Source organism: Flavobacterium sp. DSR2-3-3 (genome assembly GCF_049896585.1).
Taxonomy (GTDB): domain Bacteria; phylum Bacteroidota; class Bacteroidia; order Flavobacteriales; family Flavobacteriaceae; genus Flavobacterium.
This window is the reverse complement of the sequence record NZ_JAFCUP010000001.1, coordinates 53,361-78,535: the sequence shown is the minus strand read 5'-3', so window position 1 is coordinate 78,535 and position 25,175 is coordinate 53,361. Positions and strand designations below refer to the sequence as shown.

Annotated in this window: 20 protein-coding genes and 1 riboswitch; of the genes, 16 read left to right on the top strand and 4 right to left on the bottom strand. The window is 35.3% G+C overall.

Annotated elements, in window-relative coordinates; translation table 11 throughout:
• Positions 1 to 7: 7 nt before the first annotated feature.
• Complete coding sequence (locus ACP7AQ_RS00330) at positions 8 to 754, bottom strand: electron transfer flavoprotein subunit beta/FixA family protein (protein WP_426093914.1); 747 nt, start codon at positions 752 to 754, stop codon at positions 8 to 10.
• A 291-nt stretch (positions 755 to 1,045) separates the two neighbouring features.
• Between ACP7AQ_RS00330 and ACP7AQ_RS00325 the strand changes: the two genes are divergently transcribed.
• The 5 genes from ACP7AQ_RS00325 to ACP7AQ_RS00305 all read left to right on the top strand — a co-directional run bounded on the left by ACP7AQ_RS00325 (position 1,046) and on the right by ACP7AQ_RS00305 (position 8,462).
• Positions 1,046 to 2,026, top strand: a complete 981-nt coding sequence (locus ACP7AQ_RS00325; RefSeq protein WP_091204253.1) for a pyruvate dehydrogenase complex E1 component subunit beta — start codon at positions 1,046 to 1,048, stop codon at positions 2,024 to 2,026.
• A gap of 133 nt (positions 2,027 to 2,159) precedes the next feature.
• Positions 2,160 to 4,646 (top strand): DUF5686 family protein, encoded by a 2,487-nt coding sequence (locus ACP7AQ_RS00320; RefSeq protein WP_426093912.1) that lies wholly within the window; start codon positions 2,160 to 2,162, stop codon positions 4,644 to 4,646.
• A gap of 99 nt (positions 4,647 to 4,745) precedes the next feature.
• Positions 4,746 to 5,348, top strand: a complete 603-nt coding sequence (locus ACP7AQ_RS00315) for a DNA-3-methyladenine glycosylase family protein (RefSeq protein WP_426093910.1) — start codon at positions 4,746 to 4,748, stop codon at positions 5,346 to 5,348.
• Between the two features lie 105 nt (positions 5,349 to 5,453).
• Entirely contained in the window at positions 5,454 to 5,984 is a 531-nt protein-coding gene (locus ACP7AQ_RS00310; RefSeq protein ID WP_091173192.1) for an inorganic diphosphatase, read from the top strand.
• Between the two features lie 111 nt (positions 5,985 to 6,095).
• Positions 6,096 to 8,462: a sodium-translocating pyrophosphatase gene (locus ACP7AQ_RS00305; RefSeq protein WP_426093908.1), complete on the top strand. Its 2,367-nt coding sequence runs from the start codon at positions 6,096 to 6,098 to the stop codon at positions 8,460 to 8,462.
• A 114-nt stretch (positions 8,463 to 8,576) separates the two neighbouring features.
• On the opposite strand, the gene ACP7AQ_RS00300 is transcribed toward ACP7AQ_RS00305, so the two are convergent.
• Entirely contained in the window at positions 8,577 to 9,191 is a 615-nt protein-coding gene (locus tag ACP7AQ_RS00300; RefSeq protein ID WP_091204248.1) for a deoxynucleoside kinase, read from the bottom strand.
• Positions 9,191 to 9,982 carry a hypothetical protein gene (locus ACP7AQ_RS00295; protein ID WP_426093906.1) on the bottom strand — a complete coding sequence of 264 codons (792 nt, stop codon included), beginning with the start codon at positions 9,980 to 9,982 and terminating at the stop codon, positions 9,191 to 9,193. The genes ACP7AQ_RS00300 and ACP7AQ_RS00295 overlap by 1 nt, the downstream gene beginning before the upstream one ends.
• 114 nt (positions 9,983 to 10,096) lie before the next feature.
• Here ACP7AQ_RS00295 and ACP7AQ_RS00290 point away from each other — a divergent pair, with 114 nt between their 5' ends.
• Together ACP7AQ_RS00290 and ACP7AQ_RS00285 are read left to right on the top strand one after the other, a co-directional pair.
• Positions 10,097 to 10,987, top strand: a complete 891-nt coding sequence (locus ACP7AQ_RS00290; protein WP_426093904.1) for a GLPGLI family protein — start codon at positions 10,097 to 10,099, stop codon at positions 10,985 to 10,987.
• Positions 10,988 to 11,044: 57 nt separating this feature from the next.
• Positions 11,045 to 13,753, top strand: coding sequence for a carboxypeptidase-like regulatory domain-containing protein (locus ACP7AQ_RS00285; RefSeq protein ID WP_426093902.1), 2,709 nt, complete (start codon positions 11,045 to 11,047; stop codon positions 13,751 to 13,753).
• Positions 13,754 to 13,952: 199 nt separating this feature from the next.
• On the opposite strand, the gene metK is transcribed toward ACP7AQ_RS00285, so the two are convergent.
• Positions 13,953 to 15,203 carry a methionine adenosyltransferase gene (gene metK / locus ACP7AQ_RS00280; RefSeq protein WP_426093900.1) on the bottom strand — a complete coding sequence of 417 codons (1,251 nt, stop codon included), beginning with the start codon at positions 15,201 to 15,203 and terminating at the stop codon, positions 13,953 to 13,955.
• A 751-nt stretch (positions 15,204 to 15,954) separates the two neighbouring features.
• On the opposite strand from metK, the gene ACP7AQ_RS00275 reads away from it, so the two are divergent.
• From ACP7AQ_RS00275 to cysD, 9 genes are all read left to right on the top strand, one after another.
• The gene (locus ACP7AQ_RS00275) at positions 15,955 to 16,164 is read left to right on the top strand and encodes a hypothetical protein (RefSeq protein WP_426093898.1); all 210 of its coding nucleotides are present in this window, start codon (positions 15,955 to 15,957) and stop codon (positions 16,162 to 16,164) included.
• A 232-nt stretch (positions 16,165 to 16,396) separates the two neighbouring features.
• Positions 16,397 to 16,504: riboswitch (SAM riboswitch) on the top strand.
• A 78-nt stretch (positions 16,505 to 16,582) separates the two neighbouring features.
• Positions 16,583 to 17,545 carry an alpha/beta fold hydrolase gene (locus tag ACP7AQ_RS00270; RefSeq protein ID WP_426093896.1) on the top strand — a complete coding sequence of 321 codons (963 nt, stop codon included), beginning with the start codon at positions 16,583 to 16,585 and terminating at the stop codon, positions 17,543 to 17,545.
• A gap of 18 nt (positions 17,546 to 17,563) precedes the next feature.
• Positions 17,564 to 19,978 carry a bifunctional aspartate kinase/homoserine dehydrogenase I gene (gene thrA, locus ACP7AQ_RS00265; protein ID WP_426093894.1) on the top strand — a complete coding sequence of 805 codons (2,415 nt, stop codon included), beginning with the start codon at positions 17,564 to 17,566 and terminating at the stop codon, positions 19,976 to 19,978.
• Positions 19,979 to 20,172: 194 nt separating this feature from the next.
• The gene (locus ACP7AQ_RS00260; RefSeq protein WP_426064454.1) at positions 20,173 to 20,598 is read left to right on the top strand and encodes an OsmC family protein; all 426 of its coding nucleotides are present in this window, start codon (positions 20,173 to 20,175) and stop codon (positions 20,596 to 20,598) included.
• Between the two features lie 66 nt (positions 20,599 to 20,664).
• On the top strand, positions 20,665 to 21,837 hold the full coding sequence (locus tag ACP7AQ_RS00255) for a trans-sulfuration enzyme family protein (RefSeq protein WP_426093892.1): 1,173 nt from the start codon (positions 20,665 to 20,667) through the stop codon (positions 21,835 to 21,837).
• A gap of 186 nt (positions 21,838 to 22,023) precedes the next feature.
• Positions 22,024 to 22,434, top strand: coding sequence for an RrF2 family transcriptional regulator (locus ACP7AQ_RS00250; RefSeq protein ID WP_091204240.1), 411 nt, complete (start codon positions 22,024 to 22,026; stop codon positions 22,432 to 22,434).
• 116 nt (positions 22,435 to 22,550) lie between these two features.
• Complete coding sequence (locus ACP7AQ_RS00245) at positions 22,551 to 23,453, top strand: sulfite exporter TauE/SafE family protein (protein ID WP_426093889.1); 903 nt, start codon at positions 22,551 to 22,553, stop codon at positions 23,451 to 23,453.
• A 14-nt stretch (positions 23,454 to 23,467) separates the two neighbouring features.
• Positions 23,468 to 24,169 (top strand): phosphoadenylyl-sulfate reductase, encoded by a 702-nt coding sequence (locus tag ACP7AQ_RS00240; RefSeq protein WP_426093887.1) that lies wholly within the window; start codon positions 23,468 to 23,470, stop codon positions 24,167 to 24,169.
• 74 nt (positions 24,170 to 24,243) lie between these two features.
• Positions 24,244 to 25,143 (top strand): sulfate adenylyltransferase subunit CysD, encoded by a 900-nt coding sequence (gene cysD / locus ACP7AQ_RS00235; protein ID WP_426093885.1) that lies wholly within the window; start codon positions 24,244 to 24,246, stop codon positions 25,141 to 25,143.
• Positions 25,144 to 25,175: the final 32 nt, after the last annotated feature.

The window sequence follows — 25,175 nt, the reverse complement described above, 5'->3', positions numbered from 1 at the left end:
ATGACAGTTAGATTACTTTCGCTTCGTTGTGTAATAAATTGATTAATTCATCTAAATTGTCAGCAGCAATTAATTTCACGGCTGATTTAGGAGCTGGTTTTTCAAATTTTACTGCTTTTGTATTTACAGTGGCTTCGACTGGTTCCAGAATTGTCAATACTTTAGTTCTTGCAGTCATAATTCCTCGCATGTTAGGAATGCGCAAGTCTTTTTCTTCCACTAATCCTTTTTGTCCACCAATGATTAATGGTAAAGTTGTAGCAACGGTTTCTTTTCCACCATCAATTTCACGAACTGCTTTTACGCTAGTTCCATCAACAGTAAGGCTAGTGCAAGAATTTAGGAAATTGTATCCTAAAATTCCGGCTATCATTCCAGGAACCATTCCGCCATTATAGTCTAAAGATTCTTTTCCGGCAATAATTACATCGTAACCGCCGTTTTTGATTACTTCAGCAAGTTGTTTGGCTACAAAAAATCCGTCAGTAGGAGTAGCGTTGACACGAATGGCTTCGTTAGCGCCTATCGCCAATGCTTTTCTTAAGGTAGGTTCGGTTTCTGGTCCTCCAACATTTACAACAGTAACGGTTGCGCCTTGTTGTTCTTGAAACCAAATGGCACGTGTCAAACCAAATTCATCATTAGGATTGATTACATATTGAACTCCATTAGTGTCAAATTCAGAATCTCCGTTAACAAAGTTAATTTTTGAAGTAGTATCAGGAACGTGACTGATGCAAACTAATATTTTCATACTTATATTTTTTATTATTCGTAATTTCTTTTACAAATTTAAAATATTAATTTGAATAATATACTATGCATGCATAATATTTTTACTTAACTACTACGTTTTCGTAGCCCGGATAGCAGCGGCATCCTTCCTGTGGCTCCTTTAGCCACAGGAAGATACAGCAGATAGCCGGAAATAGCTCCTGAAAATTATCACTGTAAATCCTGAATTAATTTTGGATACTTTATGCTTTTAAGTGATATAAAATATTTATTTTTGCTGTTCGAAAATTAGACACATACAACATATAATATGAGAACGATACAATTTAGAGAGGCCATTTGCGAAGCGATGAGTGAAGAAATGCGTCACGATGAGTCCATATACTTAATGGGTGAAGAAGTTGCAGAATATAATGGTGCCTACAAAGCATCTAAAGGCATGCTTGCTGAATTTGGCGAAAAAAGAGTTATTGATACTCCTATCGCTGAGCTTGGTTTTACTGGTATTGCAGTAGGATCAGCAATGAATGGATGCAGACCGATTGTTGAATATATGACCTTCAATTTTTGTTTAGTTGGGATTGACCAAATTATAAACAACGCTGCCAAAATGCGTCAGATGACTGGTGGACAATTTAATGTTCCTATCGTTTTTCGTGGTCCAACGGCTTCGGCAGGACAATTAGGAGCGACACACTCCCAAGCATTAGAAAACTGGTTTGCGAATACTCCGGGTCTTAAAGTGGTAGTTCCCTCTACGGTTTATGATGCTAAAGGTTTGTTGAAAGCGGCTATTCGTGACAATGATCCTGTGATTTTCATGGAATCAGAACAAATGTATGGTGATAAAGGCGAAGTACCGGATGGCGAATATACCATTCCACTTGGAGTTGCTGACATCAAACGTGAAGGTACGGATGTAACAATTGTTTCTTTTGGAAAAATTATCAAAGAGGCGCACATTGCTGCTGACGAATTGGCGAAAGAAGGCATTTCTTGTGAAATTATTGACTTGAGAACCGTACGTCCTATGGATTATGAGACGATTTTAACATCGGTTAAAAAAACAAATAGATTAGTAGTTCTTGAGGAAGCTTGGCCTTTTGCAAGTGTCGCTTCTGAAATTACCTATATTGTTCAGGAACGCGCTTTTGATTTCTTGGATGCACCTATTCAACGTATCACGACAGCGGATACGCCTGCGCCTTACTCTCCGGTTTTACTGAAAGAATGGTTGCCAAATGCAGGTGATGTTGTGAAAGCGGTTAAAAAAGTAATGTATAAAAAATAGTGGTTTTGATGAATTTGACTTTAGATAAAAATTAACAATCCAGATTCTAAATATCGAATAATCAAACGTTCTAATTAACTATATTTGAAACTTCATCAATTTTCTATTTGATGAGGTTTTTTTTTGAATGATTATGAAAAAGAATATTTTGTTTCTCTTGTTTTTTTTGTTTGTTATGGCTAACGCAGTTTTTGCACAAACAAAGGTAAGTGGCGTGGTGCTAGACAAATTGAATCAGCCGATTCCTTTTGCTAATGTGGTTTTTAAGAACTCGAGCGAAGGAATTGTTGCCAATGAAGACGGTAAGTTTTATTTGGAATCTGCTAAAGAATATTTGGTATTATTAATAACTGCAGTAGGGTTTTCCGAAAAAGAAATTACGTTAGAGAAATTAGTTAACTACAATTTAAAAATTCAGCTAAACGAAGCCGAGAGTTTAAATGAGGTAGTGATTTTTGCCGGTAAAACCTCGAAAAAGAATAATCCTGCGCTGGATATTCTTCGAAAAATTTGGGAAAGAAAACGTCAAAATGGCTTGTATTTGTTTGATCAATACCAAATGGAGAAGTATGAGAAAATAGAATTTGACATGAATTCTATTGATAGTGCTTTTATGAAAAGTAAACTTTTTAAAGGGATGGAGTTTATCTTTAACCAAATGGATACTTCCAAAATTACCGGTAAAACGTATTTACCCATTTTTGTAAACGAATCGTTAAATGACGTTTACGGAGATAATAAACTGAAAAAACTAAAAGAGAAACTGAAAGCCAGTAAAACGTCCGGTTTTAATGGGAACCAACAAATTTTGACTTTTGTTAAAGATTTATATTCCAATTATGATATTTACAATAATTACTTAACTTTTTTTGACAAAAGTTTCACCAGTCCGTTATCTAAAACAGGGATTGATGTTTACAATTATGTATTGAAAGACAGTGCGTATATTGATAAAAAATGGTGTTTCAATATTGTTTTTTATCCAAGACGTAAAAACGAATTGACTTTTAAAGGAGATTTTTGGGTCAATGATTCCACATTTGCCATCAAGAAAATTAATATGGCGGTGACTAAAAGCGCTAACATCAACTGGGTAAAAGACATTTATCTTGAGCAGGAATTTGAAGTGGTAAGCGATTCCGTTTTCTTATTAACGAAGGATTATTTGATGTCCGACTTTGCTTTAAACAAAAAAGAAAAATCAAAAGGTGTTTATGGAAAACGAACCACTTATTATAGAAATCATCAGTTCAATAACGAAAAACCGGTTGCTTTTTATAAAGATGAGGTCAATTACATGGACCCGGATGTTTTCAATAAATCAGATGAATATTGGGACGATAACCGATTTGAGAACTTAACCAAGGACGAACTGGGAGTTTATAAAATGCTGGATACGTTGCAGACGGTCAAAAAATTCAAGCAAATTTACAGTACAGTACAGGTTTTGGCGAGCGGTTTTTTACAGTTTGGGAATTTTGATTATGGTCCTCTTTTTTCAACTTTCGGTTATAACGAAGTTGAAGGGGTGAGATTGCGGGCAGGCGGACGAACGTATTTTGGCACCAACGACACTTGGCGTATACAAGGTTACACTGCGTATGGTTTTAAAGATGATAAATTCAAATATGGGTTTTCCGGAAAATGGATGGTCGATAAGAAAAAAAGAATCATTTTGTCCGGTGGTAACAGGCGTGATATTGAACAAATTGGTGCGAGTCTGACGACAACATACGATATTTTGGGCCGAAGTTTTGCTTCGTCATCTGTATTTTCATCGGGAAATAATGGAAAATTGACAAACATCAACCTGAGTAATATTGCGGTGGAAATAGAGCCCGTTAAAAATTTGATTTTCCAAACCGGAATTTCCTATCGTACCCTTGAATCTGCATCACCAACTTTCAGTCTTGATTATTACACAGATATTGCCAATGCTGTCACAAAAAGTGATGTGAAACAATCAGAAGTTAACTTACAGGTTGAATATACTCCGAAGAGAAAAACAATTGGATTTGCTGTAGAAAGAGAAAATGTAGACAGTCCCTACAGTCGCTTTTTTGTCAATTACAGCCATGGTTTTAAAGGATTATTGAATAGCGATTTTAGATATGATAAATTACAGTTATTTTATAAACAACCTATCATTATAGGACCTTTAGGAAGAACCAATATTATTATGGAAGCAGGGAAAACCTTTGGAACAGTTCCCTTAGGATTGATGAGTGTGATTCCGGGTAATCAAACTTTTTTCCTGCTTGAAAACACCTTTAGCAACCTTAATTTCTATGAATTTGTAGCCGATCAATATGCGACTTTGCAGTGGAATCATAATTTTAATGGCAAACTTTTTTCCAGAATTCCGTTTATGCGAAAACTCAACTGGAGAGAAATTGTTTCAGTAAAAGGGGTTTATGGTAGTATATCGGATGAGAACAGAGCCATTAATGCTTCGGGTTTAGTTTACAATGCACCAGAAAAAGTGTATTGGGAATACAGTGCCGGAATTGGGAATATCTTCAAAGTATTTCGAATCGATTTCGCTTGGCGAGGCAATTATCTCAATACGCCGGATACGAATCGTTTTACTGTAAAAGGATCGTTTGGGTTTAATTTCTAGGAGCTATTCCAGCTGTACACTATATCTTTTTATAAGGCGAAAAAAAAATCGCCTCATAAAAAGGATGCCGTTTCCATCTGGGCTAAAAAATATCAGATTATGCAAGAAGCCATCGATTATCTTATAGAAAAAGACACCGTTTTTAAAGCTATTATTGAGCAATACGGAATGCCGGTCATTCCCAAAAGGCCGCAAGGTTTTGAGACTTTGGTATTGTTGATTTTAGAGCAGCAAGTATCTATCGATTCGGCGAAAGCGACTTTTTTAAAAATAAAAGCCAGTCAAAAAACAGTAACGCCGGAAATACTACTTTATCTCTCCGATGCCGAATTAAAGAATCTTGGCGTAAGCCGTCAAAAAACGTCGTATATAAAAGCTTTGGCTACAGCTATATTAAATAAAGATCTTGATTTAGAAAGTTTGCCAACTAAAACAGCTCAGCAAGTGCGGGAAGAACTCATCAAAATCAAAGGAATAGGAAACTGGACTATTGATATTTATTTGATGTTTTGTCTGCAAGCCCCGGATTTATTGCCGTTAGGAGACATTGCGGTAATAAATACCATCAAGGAATTGCTGGATATTCATGATAAAGGTGCCATGGAAGCGCACGCAATAAAATGGAGTCCGTATCGTTCATTTGCTACCTATATTTTGTGGCACCATTATTTGAAAAAACGAAATAGAACGGTCGTTTTTTAAAGTACGGTGTGTTAAAATTTAATTAAGAGATAACATAAATTTCGTATTGTGTAATCGTATAGTTTCCTTACTTTTGCAACCATAATATAGATAAGAAAAACTAAAATGACTGCAGACAAATTAACAACTTTCGATGTTTTAATCGAAATACCGAGAGGAAGTAGAAATAAATATGAATATGATTTCGAAATAAAAAGAATGCGTTTTGACAGAATGTTATTCTCGTCCATGATGTATCCGGCTGATTACGGATTTATCCCGGAAACATTAGCATTAGATGGAGATCCATTAGACGTTTTGGTTTTGGTAAACGAACCAACTTTTCCTGGATGCGTAATGGAGGTAAAACCTATCGGTGTTTTTCACATGGCAGATGATAAAGGTCCGGATGAAAAAGTAATTTGTGTACCTGTTTCAGATCCAATCTGGAATTCACTAAATGATTTATCCGATATGAATCCACACTTGTTGAAAGAGATTGAACATTTTTTCCAAGTGTACAAAGATCTTGAAAACAAGAAAGTTGATGTAGGAGGATGGGGCGATGTAAATGAAGCATACGAGATAATCAGAAAATGTACGGAGCGTTTTAATCAAATCGAAAACAAACCAGAAGGATTATTTAGTATTAAATAATTTAACATCATAATTTATACAAAAAGAGCAATATTCTGTAAAGAGTATTGCTTTTTTGTTTAAATTCGTTTTGTTACACTATTAACATTAACCAAAAACCAAACCAAAATTATGAATACAATAATGATTTATTTGCCAATAGCCATGGCATTTATTGGACTGGCATTTATGTTTACCAAGAGAGCATGGGTTTTAAAACAAGATCCGGGTGACGGTAAGATGAAAGAGATTTCGGATTACATTTACGAAGGAGCCTTGGCTTTCCTAAAAGCAGAATATAGGTTATTGACTTTCTTTGTAATTGGAGCAAGTATCGTTTTAGCCGGAATTTCATTTATCGTTCCTACTACACATATATTAATAGTTGTTGCTTTTGTTTTTGGTGCTTTTTTCTCGGCGTTAGCGGGGAATATGGGTATGAAAATCGCAACAAAAACTAATGTTAGAACCACTCAGGCCGCACGCACTAGTTTGCCACAAGCACTAAAAGTTTCTTTTGGCGGCGGAACCGTAATGGGATTAGGCGTGGCGGGTTTAGCCGTTTTGGGTTTGACGACTTTCTTTATCTTCTTCTTTCACTTTTTTATGAATGGGATTTGGACTTCTACGGAAGACATGACCATTGTATTGGAAACATTAGCCGGATTTTCGCTTGGAGCAGAATCTATCGCTTTATTTGCCAGAGTAGGTGGTGGAATTTATACCAAAGCGGCCGATGTTGGTGCTGATTTAGTTGGGAAAATAGAAGCTGGAATTCCAGAAGATGATCCTCGTAATCCAGCTACAATTGCGGATAACGTAGGAGATAATGTAGGCGATGTTGCCGGAATGGGTGCTGATTTATTTGGTTCTTATGTAGCGACAGTTTTAGCGGCCATGGTTTTAGGAAATTATGTGATTAAAGACATGGGCGGAAATATTCAAGATGCTTTTGGCGGAATAGGGCCTATTTTATTACCGATGGCAATCGCTGGTTTTGGAATTTTATTTTCGATTATAGGAACAATGGTTGTGAAAATTTCAGATGATAATGCAAAAGAAGCACAAGTTCAAAGCGCTTTAAACATGGGAAACTGGCTTTCAATAGGATTAACCCTAATTGCATGTTATTTTTTAGTTGATTATATGTTGCCAGAAACGATGAAAATGGATTTCTTCGGCGAAGGCACTAAAGAAATTTCATCAATGCGCGTTTTTTATGCTACAATTGTCGGTTTAGGAGTAGGCGCAATCATTTCATCGGTAACGGAATATTACACTGGTTTAGGAACAAAACCTGTTATGGCAATTGTACAAAAATCGTCAACTGGAGCTGGGACTAATGTAATTGCGGGTTTAGCGACAGGAATGATTTCTACATTTCCAACAGTACTTTTATTTGCAGCAGCGATTTGGACTTCGTATGCGTTTGCTGGATTTTATGGGGTAGCTTTGGCGGCTTCGGCGATGATGGCAACAACGGCCATGCAGTTAGCGATCGATGCTTTCGGACCCATATCTGATAACGCTGGAGGTATTGCAGAAATGAGCGAACTGCCAAAAGAAGTGCGTACCAGAACGGATATATTGGATTCAGTAGGAAATACCACTGCTGCAACCGGAAAAGGATTCGCTATTGCTTCGGCGGCATTAACGTCCCTAGCGTTGTTCGCCGCGTATGTAACCTTTACAGGAATTGACGGGATCAATATTTTTAAAGCGCCAGTTTTAGCGATGCTATTTGTAGGCGGAATGATTCCTGTCGTTTTCTCGGCTTTGGCCATGAATTCTGTTGGAAAAGCCGCGATGGACATGGTGTATGAAGTACGCCGCCAGTTTAGAGAGATTCCTGGAATTATGGAAGGAACTGGAAAACCGGAATATGCTAAATGTGTCGATATTTCTACAAAAGCCGCTTTGCGCGAAATGATGTTGCCGGGCATTTTGACTATTGGTTTTCCAATTGCTATTGTACTTTTGGGTAAATTAGTTTATGGAGATAATAATCAGTTGATCGCCGAAATGTTAGGAGGTTATATGGCAGGTGTTACCGTTTCTGGTGTGCTTTGGGCAGTTTTTCAGAACAATGCCGGTGGTGCTTGGGACAATGCAAAGAAATCATTTGAAGCGGGAGTTTTAATCAATGGTGAAATGACCTATAAAGGTTCTGATGCGCATAAAGCTGCCATCACTGGTGATACTGTAGGTGACCCGTTTAAAGATACTTCTGGACCATCTATGAATATTTTAATTAAATTGACCTGTTTGATAGGACTTGTAATTGCCCCGATTTTAGGAAATGGAAGTCATACTATTTCGGATAAAGCACCTTTTCGAGCAACCACTGAAATGGTTTCTAAAGAAGTGATGATCGAAAAAACCAATGTTGATGGAAAAGTAAAAGCTACTATTAAAACAAATATCAACGGCAAAGAAGACATTCAAAATTTTGAAGGAACAGATGAAGAAGTTCAAGCAAAAATTGATGCTTTGAAATAATCAGATAATTATTATAAACAAAAATGCCCCGCGATTGCGAGGCATTTTTGTTTATGTGTGTTTTTATCTCCAGTTTCTACTCCCTCTCCTTCGGAGAGGGTTGGGGAGAGGATTCTAAAACAACCCATTCAGCTCCGCATCGATTCTATTAAAAATAGTTCCTAAATCTTCGGGATTGTCAACAAAATTAATGTTGTCAACATCAATGATTAATAATTTTCCTTTGTCATAGGTCTGAATCCAGCCTTCGTAACGTTCGTTCAATCGGCTTAAATAATCAATGGATATTGAGTTTTCGTATTCACGTCCTCTTTTATGTATTTGTCCGACTAAATTAGGAATTGAACTTCTTAAATAAATCAATAAATCAGGCGCTTTAACTGTAGATTCCATCAATTCAAAAAGCGAAGAATAATTCTGGAAATCACGATTGGTCATCAAACCCATCGCATACAAGTTAGGTGCAAAAATATGCGCATCCTCATAAATAGTTCTGTCTTGAATGATTTTTTTACCGCTTTCACGGATTTGCATCACCTGACGGAAACGGCTATTCAAGAAATAAATCTGTAAATTAAATGACCAACGTTCCATTTGATGGTAAAAATCATCTAAGTATGGATTATCGACAACGTCTTCATAATGCGGTTCCCACTTAAAATGTTTTGCTAACAAACGTGTTAAAGTTGTCTTTCCAGAGCCGATGTTTCCTGCTATTGCTATGTGCATTATGGTATTGTGATTTTATAATTTGTAATTCCTGTGGATGTAAAAATAGATAAAATTTGGTCCCTGTAATAGAATTTTTTAAACGTTTTTTCCGAAATTTCAATTTCAGTTTTTTTATCTTTTTCTAAATCCTGCAGAAACAAACGGGAGTCTTTTGAATAAATCAACTGATTTTCATTTATGATTGCAATCGATTCAAAATCAGGAATTTTTCCTTTAATTGTTATTCTTCCAAAAATATCACAAGTGTACCAATTGTTTTTTAAGTCAATCCAATGAAAGACATTGAAATCTGAAGAATAATTTTTGATGCTTTCGGTAAAAGGAACTGAAATGGTCTTGTATTCCTTGTTTAAATAATCATAAAGTCCCAGTTGCTGATTCATGCTGTTGTAAATCCACAACTGATTCATTGCTGCAATTCCAATTGCAGTTGCTACGATTGGAATTATGTTTTCTGAAAAATTTATTTTTTGGATTTCATTCAATTGATTATCCAATACGATAACAGTATTGAAATTTTCGTAAAACAAAACAATTTTAAGCGGGTTTTGTAGGTCAACTTTGGTGATTTTTCCTAAAGAAATGTTTTTATATTCTAAAGTATCTTGCGTGTTAATTTTAGAAAAGACATTATTTTTGACAGTGTAATAAAAACCAAATGGATCATATCCCAGAAATTGATCTCCATCAAAACGAATAGAATCTATTTTAACAGCTGTTAATTTTTGGTTTTGACTAAAAACAACCGAAAACGAGGCGATAAATAGCATTAGCATTACTTTCTTCATAAAAGCGAAATTACAATTAAACCTTCTACAATTATGAGTGTCTTACTATTATTTTAACAGAATGATTGTAACAAAAACAGTATTTTCCAGTCTTATTCACTAAAATCCAAAAGTATGTACAAAGTAATTTTCACGTTAGTAATAGCAGTCGCATCGTTTATGGGACTTCAAGCTCAGGAATTTCAAGGAATGGCAGTGTACGAATCGAAAACCAGCACCTCCGATTTTAAAACACGAATGGAAGGCAATAAGGACATGACTCCGGATATGCAAAAAAGGATCGAGGAAAGTATGAAGAAAATGTTCGAAAAAACATTCATTCTTAATTTTGATAAATCGGCATCAATATACAAAGAAGAAGAAAAACTGGAAGCTCCAGGTCAAGGTGGTGGCGGAATGCGAATGATGATGTCTATGACTGGCGGCGGCGGAACATATTATAAAAATGTAAAAGAGAAGTCCTATACCGTTGATAAAGAGTTTATGGGGAAAGAGTTTCTGATAAAGGACTCTTTACCTAATTTACAGTGGAAAATGGAAGGGGAAACCCGGGTTATTGGGGGCTACAATTGTTTTAAAGCCACCGCTGTACGTGTTGCGAGCAAAACAGATTTTAGAAACTTCAGACCAAAAAAAGAAGATGCCGCAGCAACTAAACCAGCTGATGCAGCCAAGAAAACAAGTCTTCTGGATGAATTGGATATGCCAAAAGAAACTATAATTACGGCTTGGTATACGCCGGAAATTCCAGTGAGTCAAGGACCGGAAAATTACTGGGGATTACCCGGTTTAATATTGGAAGTAAACGACGGTAAAACGGTTATTTTATGTTCAAAAGTGGTTTTGAATCCTAAAGTTAAAACCGAAATAAAAGCGTCAACAAAAGGAAAAATAACCACTCAGAAAGAATTTGACGAAACCGTTTTGAAAAAAATGGAAGAGTTTAGAGAGATGAACCAAGGACGTGGCGGAAATGGCGGAATAAGAATGAGAATTGGAGGGTAAACTCAAATCAAATTTGTGTGTTAAATAAGTTCTCTATATTTCATCCATAATTTATAAATGAAAAATACAATAGTAGTAGTAGTTGCCCTGTTTTTTATTACCTCACTTTCCTTTGCACAATCCGTTAAATTAGAAGGTCTAATTACCGATTCAAAAGCTACGGGTCTCGAAATGGCCAATGTAATGGCGGTAAATAAAGCCACAAAAGCAATGGATGCCTACGCCATAACAAATGACAAAGGAAAATTCCTTCTAAATCTAAAACCCAATACAGCATATAATATAAAAATCAGTTATTTGGGAATGCAGAATAAAGAGTTGGAAATCACTACAACTTCAGAAAATAGCATAAAAAACATTGCACTTGAAGAAGGCGGAATTGAACTGGACGGAGTCGAAATTGTTCGTGAAATGCCAGTTTCTATAAAAGGCGATACCATTGTTTATAACGCGGATTCTTTTAAATCAGGAACGGAACGGAAACTGGAAGATATCCTGAAAAAATTACCGGGTGTTGAGGTAAATGCTGATGGTGAAATTGAAGTTGAAGGGAAACGAGTAACTAAATTAATGGTGGAAGGAAAAGACTTTTTTGATGGCGACACAAAGCTAGGAGTCAAAAATATTCCGGCAGATGCCATTGATAAAATCCAAGTGTTGCGCAACTACAACGAAATTGGAGCGCTAAAAGGTGTAGAGAACAATCAGGATAATATTGCAATGAATATCAAACTTAAATCAGGAAAGAAAAATTTCTGGTTCGGGGATATGACCGCGGGAATTGGAGTGGCGCACGAGGAAAGTCGCTATTTGATTAATCCAAAATTATTTTATTACAGCCCAAAATACAGCATCAATTTAATCACGAATTTTAATAATATTGGAGAATTGCCGTTGACGGTTCAGGATTATTTTAAATTCACCGGCGGTTTTCGTGGGATGATGCAAAAAGGCGGTTCCAGTTTTAATGTATCTTCGAATGATTTAGGAATTTCACTGCTTAGGAATAACCGAGCTAAGGAAATTGAGACTAAATTTGGAGCCACAAATTTTGCCTACAATGTAAATAAAGCGTGGACTTTAAGTGGTTTTGGGATTCTTTCCTCTTCGTTAACAGATTTAGAAACATCGTCACAAACAAATATTTTACAACCTAATTCTTCGGAGATTTTTTCTACGGAGAACCGTCAGGAAATTACAAACCAAAAAAGTAATTTAGGATTATTCAAATTGAGCTCCAGCTATAAACCTAGTGCGAGGTTTCAATTTGATTATGATGTTTTAACCAAATTATCCAAACAGGACGAGAATAATTCACTGTTAAGAGAATCTATTGTCAACAATAATTCCAAAATAGAAAACATTAATACGATAAAAAATCAAAATCCAATTTCGGTAAATCAAAACTTAAGTTTGTATTTCACACAAAGCGACAAAAATATTTTTGCTTTCGAAATGCAACATTTGTTTCAAGAAGAAGATCCTTTTTATAATGCTAATTTGCAATCGCAGCCATTCAGTTTTGCGGGATATGTGGCTGGACAAAACAGAAATAACATCAACCAGAGTCGCTTTGTAAAAACTAATAAAATTGACGCTAAATTGGATTATTATTACATGGTCACCCCAAAAAGCAACATCAATGTGACGTTAGGAAATACGTATTCCCATCAAAATTTCAATTCCAGTATTTTTCAGATTTTGGATAATGAAAGAGTCAATAATCTGACTAATAATGCCAACACAAATGATGTGACTTACAATTTCAACGACACGTTTTTGGGGTTGCATTATAAGATTTTGAGCGGGAAATTCACGTTTACTCCCGGAGTAAGTCTGCACAGTTACAACATGACAAATGAGCAATTAGGAACCAGTAACAGTCAAAATTTCTTCAGAGCATTGCCGGATTTGTTGGCGATTTATCAAATCAAAAAATCGGAAACATTAACTTATAATTTTTCGTATACCAATAATTTTACTGATATAAATAGATTAGCAGAGGGTTTTGTTTTCTCTAATTACAATAGCCTGACCAAAGGAAACCGATTTTTAGAGAACGCAACTGTACAAGAGCATTCGTTGCGTTATTTTAAATACAACATGTTTAATTTCGAGAATATTACTGCGGTAGCTTCCTATTCTAAAAGAGTAGACGCGATAAAAACTAGTGCCGTATTCAATGGAGTGAATCAAACTTCATCGCCGTTCAACTCTGATTTTGCTGATGAAACACTTTCAGGAACTGGCTCGTACGGACGTTCTTTTCTGAAGAATTACAAAGCCTCTTTGGCAGCTTCTCTAAATTGGTCTAAGTTCAATAACATTCAGAATAATGTGTTGTCAACAAACGAGAGTTTAACCCAAAACTATACTTTTAAAGCATCAACGAATTACAAGATTATGCCTAATCTGGAATTAGGATATAATGTGGTTACGAATGATTACAATAACGCTACTTTTTATACAGAAAGACCCTTTGCTAAATTGGATTATTTCTTCTTGAGGAGTTTTTCTTTTGTAGCGGAATATGAGTTTTATCATTACTACAACAATGCTAAAACAGTCAATAATGAATATGATTTCTTGAGTGCCAGTTTAATTTATCAAAAGAAAGGCAGCAAGCTAGAATACAAAGTAAGCGGAACAAATTTATTGAATACAACCTCATTAAATGATGATAGTTTTACCCAATTTGCCACCAGAACTTCTCAATATACTGTTCAGCCACGCTATGTGATTTTCTCTTTAAAGTATAATTTGTAGGAGCTAATCCTGCTGTACATTTCAATCTTTGCTGAAAAAGATTATTTTTCTAAATAAATAAAGGAGCTTCCGTTGGTCGCTCTTTTTTTACAAGAAAAAATGAATCTTTTTCAGCAAAGGATTTCCATTTCCATCAGGGCTAAAAAAAACCCGAAATTCAATTGGATTTCGGGTTTTAGATATAAATATTTTTAGATGATTACAATCCAAAAGCGGTTTTAACTTGGTCAACAAAATCTAATTTTTCCCAAGTAAACAATTCAACAGTAACCGTTTTTTCGTTTCCACCCGGAGCAGAGAAAGTTTTGGTAACCGTTTCTGGAGTACGTCCCATGTGCCCGTAAGCAGCAGTTTCGCTGTAAATAGGGTTTCTTAATTTCAAACGTTGCTCAATAAAGTAAGGTCGCATATCAAAAATAGCTTCAACTTTTTTGGCAATTTCTCCATTAGTCAAATTCACTTTTGAAGTACCATACGTATCGATAAAAATACCCATTGGTTTTGCAACTCCAATGGCATACGAAACCTGTACTAAAATCTCGTCAGCAACACCCGCTGCAACTAAGTTTTTAGCGATATGACGTGTAGCATAAGCTGCACTTCTATCTACTTTACTCGGATCTTTTCCAGAAAATGCACCACCACCGTGAGCCCCTTTTCCACCGTAAGTATCCACAATAATTTTCCTTCCTGTAAGTCCAGTATCTCCGTGTGGCCCTCCAATTACGAATTTCCCGGTTGGGTTGATATGGTATTGGATTGCATTGTTGAATAAATGCGCATGCGCAGGATTTTTTGCAATGATCCTTGGAATCAATATTTCGATAATATCTTTTTTGATTTTCGCAAGCATTGTTGCTTCTTCATCAAAATCATCATGTTGTGTCGAGATTACAATAGCTTCAATACGAGTTGGCTTGTTGTCATCGCTGTATTCTAAAGTTACTTGAGATTTAGCATCAGGACGTAAATACGTAATTTCGTTGTTTTCGCGTCTTAAGATAGCTAATTCCTGCAATAATTTATGAGATAAATCAAGTGCCAATGGCATGTAATTTTCGGTTTCATTAGTAGCGTAGCCAAACATCATTCCTTGATCACCAGCGCCTTGCTCTTCAGGATTTGCTCTGTCAACACCTTGATTTATGTCAGCAGATTGTTCGTGAATAGCAGAAAGGATTCCACAAGAATTGGCTTCAAACATATATTCGCTTTTGGTGTAACCAATTTTTCGGATTACGTCACGAGCGATTTGTTGTACGTCTAAATAGGTATTTGATTTTACCTCACCAGCCAAAATTACTTGACCAGTTGTTACTAAAGTTTCGCATGCTACTTTTGAGTCAGCGTCAAATGCCAAGAAATTATCAATTAATGCGTCTGAAATTTGATCTGCAATTTTGTCTGGATGTCCTTCGCTTACAGATTCTGACGTAAATAAATAGGCCATAATAAATATTATTTTTAAATTAAGCGAGAAAAAATAATTGCTGAAAAGGACTAAAGGAGAGTTCCTGCTTTAGCATTTTTTCTACTGAAAAATTATCAGTATTCATAATGAATTTGTTTCATTATGAAGAGGTTGCAATCAGTTCAAATTTTTCCTCTTGTATTCGGGTGCAAATGTATGAAACCATTTTGAATTGCAAATTAATCTTAACTTTTTTTTGCTGATAAATCTTTTTTTGGTTTAATTAAAGTAAAAAATAACTTCTGGAGCATTACGGCTATTATTTTTTTTTGAAACTTATTTGGATATTTAAAAAATAATTTGCAAATTTGATTCTCTAAAAAAGTAAAAATGAAATTTAATATTTACACTATGTTTAAAGTCGCGCAGGACAATTCCTTAGGGTCGCTCATTGCATAATTTTAAATTAAATTATATAGCAAAAGCTTCCCAAATAACGGGAAGCTTTTTTTTTGAATACAACCTAATAATTTTACAGAAATAGTAGCATACATGAACAACCAAAAATTCCAGCATCCAAATAGTTCAACAGTCAATAATGTGATGAATGCAAAGGCCATTATGCGTATTTGCGTCAGTTGATTCCAAAAGTATAAGTTAGTATGATAACTTAAAACCCTTTTGGATATGTGTCTAAAAGGGTTTTTTGTTTTTCTGAAGCTTTTTAAATTTTAAAATAATAATTACAATGAAATCAAAAATGAGTTTAAAAATTTAATACCTAAAAATTATGAGCGCAACGAAGTATTTTACCAAGACATTTCAAGTACTAAAAAGTATTGACTTTAAGAGGAAAAAGGAAAAAGAGAGCAGTTCTAAAAATGAACTGATTCACCCTAGATTCGAAATTTCAAAAAACGATGCTTTGGCACAAAAAACAGTGCCAAATTCATTACTTTTTCTAATGTATTCCCAAGAGAATGAAGTGCTTTTTATTTAAGAAATCCGAATTTATTTTCGGTTTTGAGATCTTCAAAAAAGTATTTAAAATTGTTGTTTTGGCGAAGTAAAAAATCTAATTAGCTTTATGATACTTCGTCAAAATAACATTTGTATGTTTGTTGTGATCACGCTTTTATTTAAATCAAACAAAAAATCGATTGCGTACAAAAATTTGGTTATTTCAAAAAATAGTGGTTAATTTGCATCTTTAAGTTCACAAACGTATTGAAATGTTATAAAGAAAGGCAGAGGGATTAGACCCGATGAAGCCTTAGCAACCCTTCGATTTATCGAAGAAGGTGCTGCATTCTACCACGCCAAACGTGGAAAGATAACACTAAGAATTTGTCTAGATAACTCCTAGCTTTCTTTCTAATATTTCCAGACACAAGTCAAAAATCATAAAAGATTTGCAATTGGAAAATAAACCAACATCCATTACATTACAAAATTTCACCACTGAAAGTGGCGCTTTTTATGCTGCCTTAAACTTAAGTTTTCAAGTTTTTGGACCAGAATTACATACCGCGCCAATCGTTTTGGTAAATCATGCATTGACCGGAAATTCGCAAGTTGTTGGATCAACGGGGTGGTGGAATGATTTAATTGGTGCAAATAAAACTATAGATACCACAAAATATACGATACTCGCTTTTAATGTTCCCGGAAATGGTTTTGATGATTTGATTATCGAAAATTATTCGGACTTTACTACCAGAGATATTGCCAGAATTTTTATTGAAGGGATTAATTTTCTTGAAATTAAAAAAACCTATGCTATTATTGGCGGTTCTGTTGGCGGAGGAATCGCGTGGGAAATGGTTGCTTTAGAGCCAAAAATTACACAACACTTAATTCCTATTGCAACCGATTGGAAATCGACGGATTGGCTGATTGCCAATTGCTTTTTGCAGGAACAAATCCTGAAAAACTCTTCAAAACCTATTGAAGACGCTCGAATTCATGCCATGCTGTGTTATCGAACTCCGGAATCTTTTGCGGCAAAATTTCAGAGAACAACCAATGAAGAATTAGCAATTTTTAATGTAGAAAGCTGGTTGTTGCATCACGGCGAAAAATTGCAGAAACGTTTTCAGATCTCGTCATATAAAATGATGAATCAACTGTTAAAAACGATCGATATTACCAGAAACCGCGCTTCATTCGAAGAGATAACTTCAAAAATTGAAGCAGAGATTCATATTATAGGAATCAATTCAGACTTGTTTTTTACTGCAAATGAAAATAAAGCAACTTACGAGGAATTAAAAAAATATAAAAATAATGTAACCTATCAGGAAATTGTTTCCATTCACGGACACGATGCTTTTTTGATAGAATACAAACAATTGCACAATTTGCTTCAGGATATATTCTAAGCCAAAAAACAGTACACAATGAAAATATTAAAATTTGGGGGTAAATCATTATCGAATGGCGACGGAATAAATAAGGTGATCGCAATAATAACCGATAAAGTAAATCAGGGTGAAGAAATTGCCATTGTGGTTTCGGCAAGAGGAAATGCTACGGATGAATTAGAAGAAATTTTAAGTATTGCATCTAAAAATGGGGATTATAAACCGCTTTTTGAGGATTTCAAAAAATACCAACAAAACGAATATGAAAGCGTTGATTTGTCTGAGGAATTCACCGTTTTGGAAAAATTATTCGAAGGCATAAGTTTAATTGGCGATTACAGCAATAAAATTAAAGATCAGATTCTGTCAAAAGGAGAGTTGCTTTCTGCAAAATTACTGACCGCTATTCTGTTTGAAAATGGAATAAATGCTTGTTTTGTTGATACTAGAGAATTGATAAAAACCGATTCTCAATTTGGTAATGCGCAACCTTTGGAACAAATTTCTAAGAAAAATGTCATCAATTATTTCAAGCAAAATAACGGAACAACGGTAAATATTATTACAGGTTTTATTGGTTCTAACAATAATAATGATACAACCACTTTAGGAAGAAACGGCAGTAATTATACCGCTTCGTTGATTGCGAATTATTTGAATGCAGAAGAATTACAAAATTATACGCACGTAGACGGAATTTATACCGCTAATCCTGATTTAGTAGTTGATGCAAAGAAAATTGATCATTTATCGTTTAATGAAGCTAATGAAATAGCCAATTTTGGTGCGACCATTCTTCATGCCAAAACCATCATTCCTTTATTGGAAAAAAACATTCCACTTCGTATTTTGAATACATTTAATCACGAAAACAAAGGAACATTAATTACTTCCAATTCTAACAAGGAAGGAATTAAAACGCTTTCAGTCTTGGAGAATGTGTCACTAGTAAACTTAGAAGGAAGAGGATTGCTAGGGAAAACTGGTGTAGATGCCCGTATTTTCAGAGTAATGGGCGACAATGATATTAGCGTAAGCATCATTTCTCAGGGTTCTTCAGAAAGAGGAATTGGTTTAGTTGTAGCCGCGGATAAGGCCACAAAGGCCATGATTGAATTAGAGAAAGAATTCGAGAATGATTTCTATTCAAAAGATGTAAATAAAATCACGGTGACGGATGATGTTTCGGTAATTTCTATCATTGGGCAGGATTTGAGTACATTTCACAAGCCTTATACAGCGTTGATAAAAAATAAAATTGTCCCAATACTTTTTAATAATACGGTAACTGGTAAAAACGTGAGTTTGGTTGTCAAAAAATCCCAACTGAACAAAGCTTTAAACGTGATTCACGGAGAGATTTTTGGAGTATCTAAGAAAATCAATATCGCTATTTTCGGACATGGATTAGTTGGCGGAACCTTGATTAACCAAATATTGGAATCGGCTGCAACTATTGAGAAAAGAAAAGATATCAAACTGAATGTTTTTGCGATTGCCAATTCAAAAAATGTGTTACTGAATAAAAATGGTGTTACTCCAAATTGGAAAAATGAAATCCAAAATAATGGTTTCTCTTACACTATCGATGATGTAATTGCTTACGCAAATGAGCATCATTTGGAGAATTTGATTGCGATTGATAACACGGCAAGTGCCACATTTGTTGAAAATTACATTCCACTTGCAGTAAGCAGTTTTGATTTGATTTCTTCTAATAAGGTAGCTAATACATTAAGTTATAGTTTTTATAAAAAATTGCGAAAAGTATTAACGGATAATCAAAAAAGTTATCTTTATGAAACGAATGTTGGAGCGGGATTACCGTTGATTGATACGATTAAATTGTTGCACCTTTCGGGAGAAAATATCACGAAGATTAAAGGTGTTTTCTCTGGAACATTAAGTTATTTGTTCAATAATTTTTCTGCAAAAGAAGCTCCATTCAGTGAAATATTGAAAGAAGCTATTGATAACGGATATACCGAGCCAGATCCAAGGGAAGATTTATGCGGGAATGATGTAGGTCGAAAATTATTGATTTTGGCAAGGGAATTAGACTTGCAAAATGAATTTGAAGAGATTGATATTCAAAATTTAATTCCCGAACATTTACGCGAAGGAGATGTTTCTGATTTTTTAAATAAACTGACGGAGTTTGATCCAATTTATGCTAAAATAAAAGCCGACCAAAAGCCCAATCACGTGTTGCGATACATAGGCGAATTGTCAGGCGATTTGCAAAATGACAAAGGAAATCTGGAAGTAAAGCTAGTTTCGGTACCATCAGATACTGCTTTAGGCGGATTGAAAGGTTCTGATTCTTTCTTCGAAATTTACACCGAATCATACGGCGACCGACCAATTGTAATTCAAGGCGCAGGGGCCGGATCAGCAGTAACGGCCAGAGGTGTTTTTGGAGATATTTTGAGGTTATCGGATAAAGGATAATGATTTAAGATTGCAGATTGTTTCGCCAGTTCGAGCAAGCTCTCGGGTAACGATTTTAATTTAAGATATTTAAAAGTAAAATTCGCGTTTGAAAATCCGTTTTATCCGCGTCCAAACAAATACAATTAATTAAAAAGGGACTGCCTCCAGTCTTGGCTCCCTTCCCTTCGGGGAGGGTTGGGGAGGGGAATAATATGAAAATAACATTAAACAGAGTAAACGACAATTTCCACTTTGAATTAAAAAACGACCGTGGGCATATAGTAAACGTAGATAGTCGACCAGAATTTGGGGGTGACGATATGGGCGCAAGTCCAATGGAATTAGTATTGATGGGTGTTGCTGGTTGCAGTGCCATTGATATGATTTCGATTTTGAAAAAACAGCGTCAGGAAATCACTTCTTTCAAAGCTGAAGTCGAAGGAGAGCGTGTACAAGTAGGAGAAGCGAAACCATTCAAGGATATTACAGTAGTATTCTTTTTGGAAGGACCTATCAATGAAGAAAAAGCAGCTAGAGCCGCACAACTTTCTTTTGAAAAATACTGTTCGGTCTCTAAAACATTAGAGCCAACAGCGACCATACATTATAAAGTAGTTTTGAATAATAAACCATTGTAGTTTAAGCAAAGTGATTGGATTTAATGTTCCAACAACTTTAAACCTTAAACTTTAAACTAAAAAAGAATGAACGAACAAGAATTTGGTTTTGAAACATTAGCCATCCGTACCCAATTAGAAAGAACGCAATATTTAGAGCACTCGGTTCCTTTGTACTTAACTTCAAGTTTTGTATTTGAGGATGCCGAAGATATGCGTGCTTCTTTTGCCGAAGAGAAAGACAGGAATATTTATAGCCGTTACAGTAATCCAAACACGAATGAATTTGTTGATAAAGTGTGCAAAATGGAAGGGGCGCCAGCTGGTTTTGCCTTCGCATCAGGAATGGCAGCAGTGTATTCAACCTTGGCAGCTTTATTGAAATCTGGAGATCATATTGTTTCTTCTAGTAGTGTTTTTGGAGCGACACATTCTTTATTTATCAATTATTTTCCAAAATGGAATATTGAAACCTCCTATTTTGATATTAACAAGCCGGAAACAATTGAAAGTTTTATCACACCAAATACAAGGATTCTTTTTGCTGAATCACCAACCAATCCGGCTGTTGATATTATCGATTTGGAACTTTTAGGGACGATTGCCAAAAAACACAATTTGATTTTGATAATTGACAACTGTTTTGCAACACCTTATTTGCAACAACCTATAAAATGGGGCGCGCACTTAGTGGTGCATTCCGCTACAAAGTTAATGGACGGTCAAGGTAGAGTCTTGGGAGGAATAACAGTTGGTGATGCTGAATTGATTCAAAAAATCTATTTATTTTCTCGACTTACAGGGCCTTCCTTATCGCCGTTTAACGCTTGGGTATTGTCGAAAAGCCTTGAAACCTTGGCGATTCGTTTGGACAGACATTGTGAAAACGCCTTGAAAGTAGCGGAGTTTTTAGAGCAGCATCCGAACGTAAATCGTGTAAAATACCCATTTTTGAAATCGCATCCACAATACGAAATTGCTCAAAAGCAAATGAAATTGGGTGGCAACATTGTAGCTTTTGAAATAAAGGGCGGTCTTGAAGCCGGCAGAAATTTTTTGGATAAATTAAAGCTATGCTCTTTATCACCAAATTTGGGGGATACCAGAACAATTGTCACGCATCCTGCATCAACAACACACAGTAAATTATCTGTTGAAGAGCGTTTGGCGGTCAGTATTACCGATGGTTTAGTGCGTGTTTCAGTAGGATTGGAAACTGTAAAAGATGTAATCGCTGATTTGGAGCGGGGCCTTTCGTAAAGATTTCAGTCCTTAAGCTTCTGGATAAGATTAACGATTATACTTTGCAGATTTTCTGTGTAATTATAATTGTTAATCTTCGTTCAAAAAGTATATTTTTGTTGTTAAATTAGGGCTGATTTTTTGATTTCAAATTACTTTTAAATTTGCTATCAAAAATCGTTAACCTTCAATCAAAAATTAATTATGCTTTCAAAGAAAACAAAATACGGAATAAAAGCGCTTACTTTTTTGGCACGCCAAAAAGACAATTCTCCTGTACAAATAGCGGAGATAGCCAAGAGCGAGACTATTTCGATTAAATTTTTAGAAAGTATTTTATTGTTGCTGCGTCATTCAGGTTTTTTAGGAGCCAAAAAAGGAAAAGGCGGTGGCTATTATTTGATAAAAGATCCCAAAGACATCAATATGGCCCATGTATATCGCATTCTCGAAGGGCCAATTGCATTACTTCCTTGTGCCAGCCATAATTTTTATGAGCGTTGTGTGGACTGTTCGGATGAAGCTACTTGTGCTGTTCGGAAACTAATGATTGAAGTTCGTGATAACACCCTGAAAATTTTAGAGAGTAATACCTTGGCTGACATTGCATTTTAGAGAATAATCACAAAATAAATTTTGTAGTTAAGTTAAAAGTTTTACTTTTGCATAGTAATCTACTATTCCGATGGGGTAATATATTTAAATAGTAAAAACAGTTGAATAAAAAAAGCATGAGCCAAGAATTGAAAGCCATTAATATTAATGTAAAATCGGAAACGACTTTTAAAGAACGCTTATGGGTTATTATTCCAGTTATTTTATTGGTAGGTTTAATTTCTACATTGGTCTACAATCATTATACAGAATTTTCTTGGGATGGTTTTATTGCGGGATTTAATCAGGAATTTTTAATTTTTTTCTGTATCGGTGTTTTTGCACAATTAGTAGATGGAACATTAGGAATGGGATATGGGGCGACTTCAACTTCTTTTTTATTGGCGTATGGCATTCCACCAGCGACTAGTAGTACAGGTGTTCACGTTGCTGAAATGTTTACAACCGGAGCTTCTGCGATTTCTCATCATCGATTTGGGAATATCAATAAAAAACTAGTGAGACATTTGTTAATTCCGGGGGTTTTAGGCTCTATTGCAGGTGCTTATTTACTTTCGGATGTGATTGACGGTGATGCGATAAAACCTTTTATTGCGGTCTATATGATAGCCTTGGCGATTATAATTATCAGAAAAGCGATGCAAAAAAACATCATTAAAAAGAAAACCAAACGATTGAATATTTTAGCTTCTTTTGGAGGTTTTATGGATGCAGTTGGTGGCGGTGGCTGGGGGCCAATTGTGACCTCCACCTTGCTAGGACGCGGTAGGAATCCCAGATATACGATTGGATCTGTCAATGCAGCTGAGTTTGCGGTAGCTTTTGCCAGCGGTGTAACATTCATGCTTTTTGGAGGAATTCAAGGATGGCAAGTGATTATAGGGTTGATTTTAGGAGGTGTTATTGCTGCTCCAATTGCCGCTATTTTAGTTAATAAAATAAAGAGAAAACCTATGATGATTTTGGTTGGAATTTTAATTATTATTTTAAGTTTAAAAACACTGTCTAAATTATTATAAAGAGAAACGAAATTATGAGCATAGCGATAACCAATACTTTATTAGAAAAAACAAGAAGCTTATCCATCGAGGAAACACTTGCTTTTTTGGCTAATGAATACAAAGATAAAGTTGTTTTTTCTACTTCTTTTGGACAGGAAGATCAAGTGATTACGGCTTTAATTGCAAAAAATGATTTACCAATTACCATTTTTACCTTAGATACAGGAAGACTATTTCAAGAAACATATGATGTTTTTCACAAGACATTAAAAAAGTATAAAAAGGAAATTAAGGTTTATTTTCCGGAGGCTTCTGAAGTAGAAAATTTGTTAAATCAAAAAGGTCCAAACAGTTTTTACGAATCGGTGGAGAACAGAAAAGAATGTTGTTTTATTCGAAAAGTGGCTCCTTTGACTAAAGCATTGAAAGGAAATTCGATTTGGATTACCGGTTTAAGAGCAGAGCAATCAGAAAACAGAAATGATTTAGACCTTTTTGAGTACGATGAAAAATTCGACATTATGAAATTCAATCCATTATTGAAATGGACTTTAGAAGAAGTTAAAAAATATATTGATCACAATAATGTGCCACAAAATGCATTGCACAAACAAGGATTTGTAAGTATAGGATGCGCTCCATGTACCAGAGCAATTACTGCTGATGAAGATATACGAGCGGGCAGATGGTGGTGGGAATCAAGTCATAAAGAGTGTGGCTTGCACCAAAAGTAATTATGAATTATAAATTATAAATGATTGTTGGAATCTTTAAATTTTTCAATTATTTAAATTTTTAAATAAAAAAAATGAGTTCAATATTAAAAACAAACGCTTTAGAAAGCGAAGCGATATACATATTTAGAGAAGTGATTTCTCAATTTGACAAGCCAGTTTTACTTTTCTCTGGTGGAAAAGATTCGATCACATTAGTTCGATTAGCACAAAAAGCATTTTTTCCTGCGAAAATTCCTTTCCCATTGTTGCACGTTGATACAGGTCATAATTTTCCGGAAACTATTGCTTTCAGAGATAAATTAGTTGCTGAATTAGGATTGGAATTAATCGTTCGTAATGTACAAGATGCTATTGACGAAGGTAGAGTTGTAGAAGAATCAGGGAAGTATGCCAGCAGAAACAGTTTGCAAACGACTACACTTTTGGACGCAATCGAAGAATTTAAATTTGATGCTTGTATTGGCGGAGCGCGTCGTGATGAAGAAAAAGCAAGAGCTAAAGAACGTATTTTTTCTGTTCGTGATGATTTTGGTCAATGGGATGAGAAAAACCAACGTCCGGAATTGTTTGATATTTTGAACGGAAAAATTGAAAATGGTCAAAACGTTCGTGTGTTCCCAATTTCGAACTGGACTGAATTAGATGTGTGGAGTTACATTGAACAAGAGCAAATCGAAATTCCATCGATTTATTTTTCACACAAACGTAAAGTATTCTGGAGAGACAATATGATTTGGTCCCATTCTCCATTTGTGTACCAGGAAGAAGATGAAGAAATTGAAGAAAGAATTGTTCGCTTTAGAACCGTTGGAGATATGAGTTGTACAGCAGCTGTTGATTCTTATGCAGCAACGATTCAAGAAGTAGTAGGCGAAATTAGATCTTCGACGATCTCAGAAAGAGGTGCCAGAATTGATGACAAACGTTCGGAAGCTGCAATGGAAAAAAGAAAACAACAAGGGTACTTTTAAAATCCCCACCCCTGCCCTCCCCGAATGGGAGG

What these genes read in the sequence shown, in the direction of transcription:
- ACP7AQ_RS00330 (WP_426093914.1), bottom strand. Translation starts at nt 754, where the DNA reads ATGAAAATATTAGTTTGCATCAGTCACGTTCCTGATACTACTTCAAAA.
- ACP7AQ_RS00325 (WP_091204253.1), top strand. Translation starts at nt 1,046, where the DNA reads ATGAGAACGATACAATTTAGAGAGGCCATTTGCGAAGCGATGAGTGAA.
- ACP7AQ_RS00320 (WP_426093912.1), top strand. Translation starts at nt 2,160, where the DNA reads ATGAAAAAGAATATTTTGTTTCTCTTGTTTTTTTTGTTTGTTATGGCT.
- ACP7AQ_RS00315 (WP_426093910.1), top strand. Translation starts at nt 4,746, where the DNA reads ATGCAAGAAGCCATCGATTATCTTATAGAAAAAGACACCGTTTTTAAA.
- ACP7AQ_RS00310 (WP_091173192.1), top strand. Translation starts at nt 5,454, where the DNA reads ATGACTGCAGACAAATTAACAACTTTCGATGTTTTAATCGAAATACCG.
- ACP7AQ_RS00305 (WP_426093908.1), top strand. Translation starts at nt 6,096, where the DNA reads ATGAATACAATAATGATTTATTTGCCAATAGCCATGGCATTTATTGGA.
- ACP7AQ_RS00300 (WP_091204248.1), bottom strand. Translation starts at nt 9,191, where the DNA reads ATGCACATAGCAATAGCAGGAAACATCGGCTCTGGAAAGACAACTTTA.
- ACP7AQ_RS00295 (WP_426093906.1), bottom strand. Translation starts at nt 9,982, where the DNA reads ATGAAGAAAGTAATGCTAATGCTATTTATCGCCTCGTTTTCGGTTGTT.
- ACP7AQ_RS00290 (WP_426093904.1), top strand. Translation starts at nt 10,097, where the DNA reads ATGTACAAAGTAATTTTCACGTTAGTAATAGCAGTCGCATCGTTTATG.
- ACP7AQ_RS00285 (WP_426093902.1), top strand. Translation starts at nt 11,045, where the DNA reads ATGAAAAATACAATAGTAGTAGTAGTTGCCCTGTTTTTTATTACCTCA.
- metK (WP_426093900.1), bottom strand. Translation starts at nt 15,203, where the DNA reads ATGGCCTATTTATTTACGTCAGAATCTGTAAGCGAAGGACATCCAGAC.
- ACP7AQ_RS00275 (WP_426093898.1), top strand. Translation starts at nt 15,955, where the DNA reads ATGAGCGCAACGAAGTATTTTACCAAGACATTTCAAGTACTAAAAAGT.
- thrA (WP_426093894.1), top strand. Translation starts at nt 17,564, where the DNA reads ATGAAAATATTAAAATTTGGGGGTAAATCATTATCGAATGGCGACGGA.
- ACP7AQ_RS00260 (WP_426064454.1), top strand. Translation starts at nt 20,173, where the DNA reads ATGAAAATAACATTAAACAGAGTAAACGACAATTTCCACTTTGAATTA.
- ACP7AQ_RS00255 (WP_426093892.1), top strand. Translation starts at nt 20,665, where the DNA reads ATGAACGAACAAGAATTTGGTTTTGAAACATTAGCCATCCGTACCCAA.
- ACP7AQ_RS00250 (WP_091204240.1), top strand. Translation starts at nt 22,024, where the DNA reads ATGCTTTCAAAGAAAACAAAATACGGAATAAAAGCGCTTACTTTTTTG.
- ACP7AQ_RS00245 (WP_426093889.1), top strand. Translation starts at nt 22,551, where the DNA reads ATGAGCCAAGAATTGAAAGCCATTAATATTAATGTAAAATCGGAAACG.
- ACP7AQ_RS00240 (WP_426093887.1), top strand. Translation starts at nt 23,468, where the DNA reads ATGAGCATAGCGATAACCAATACTTTATTAGAAAAAACAAGAAGCTTA.
- cysD (WP_426093885.1), top strand. Translation starts at nt 24,244, where the DNA reads ATGAGTTCAATATTAAAAACAAACGCTTTAGAAAGCGAAGCGATATAC.